At 46.2% G+C, this 925-nt stretch carries 2 protein-coding genes; both read right to left on the reverse strand.

The features are described from left to right. On the reverse strand, positions 1 to 741 hold a 741-nt coding region (locus GY683_RS05850), incomplete at its 3' end, for a 3-hydroxybutyrate dehydrogenase (RefSeq protein WP_297287851.1). A 4-nt stretch (positions 742 to 745) separates the two neighbouring features. Continuing rightward, positions 746 to 925 (reverse strand): hypothetical protein (locus tag GY683_RS05855; RefSeq protein ID WP_297287852.1); only part of this gene is annotated, 180 nt, incomplete at its 5' end.

Below are 925 nucleotides of genomic sequence, written 5' to 3' on the forward strand. Positions count from 1 at the left end.
ATCAATGGCGATTGCTTGGGCGGTAATATTGCGTGCTGCATCGGCCATTAAAAAGCTAACGGTATGCAGGATCTCATCTAAGCCGATAAATGCTTTTTTCGGCATCGGTGCTAGCATAATCGTGTCGATCACTTGTTGCTCAGAAATGCCATGTTCTTTAGCTTGCGAGGCAATTTGTTGCTCCACAAGCGGCGTTTTTACATACGCTGGGCACACGGTATTAATGGTGATATTGGCATCATTAGTTTCAAGCGCCATGGTTTTAGCAAAGCCGATTAAGCCATGTTTTGCGGCGATATAAGCCGACTTATATTTAGACGCCACCATCGCATGAATTGAGCCAATATTAATGATGCGACCAAAATCTTGCTCACGCATGCGAGGGAGTACTGCCTTGGTCATCATCGCCGGGCCAACGAGCATAACTTGCTGTAAGAACTGCCACTTATCAGCCGGAAAATCTTCAAGCTTCGCAACGTGCTGAATACCTGCATTATTAATAAGTACATCAATTGGCTGATTAAGCTCAGTAAAAAACTGCTCTATTGCATCACTGTCTGCCACATTAAGTGCATACCCTTCGGCGCTACCACCTTGCTCAACAATGCCTGCTGCCGCTTGCTGTGCTGCTTGCGGATTTAAATCAGTCACAATAATAGTGTGACCTTGCATCGCCAGTTGCTGGGCAACATATAGACCAATACCACTGGCTGCACCGGTAATTAAAACTGTTTTGCTCATCGGGCTACTCCTCTAAAAACTCACTGATAAGCTGCGCTTTAGGGGCGATTGAGAAAATGCCATCAAGGTGTCCCCAACCCCCTTCAATTTCTGAAATCTCAACGTCTTTACCTGCCGCTTTCATGGTGTCAAACACTGTACGCATGTTTTCAGGGCGAAGCAGTAAGTCGTTCGTTGCGGGTAG

Source organism: Moraxella sp. (assembly GCF_024227015.1).
Lineage (GTDB): Bacteria > Pseudomonadota > Gammaproteobacteria > Pseudomonadales > Moraxellaceae > Moraxella.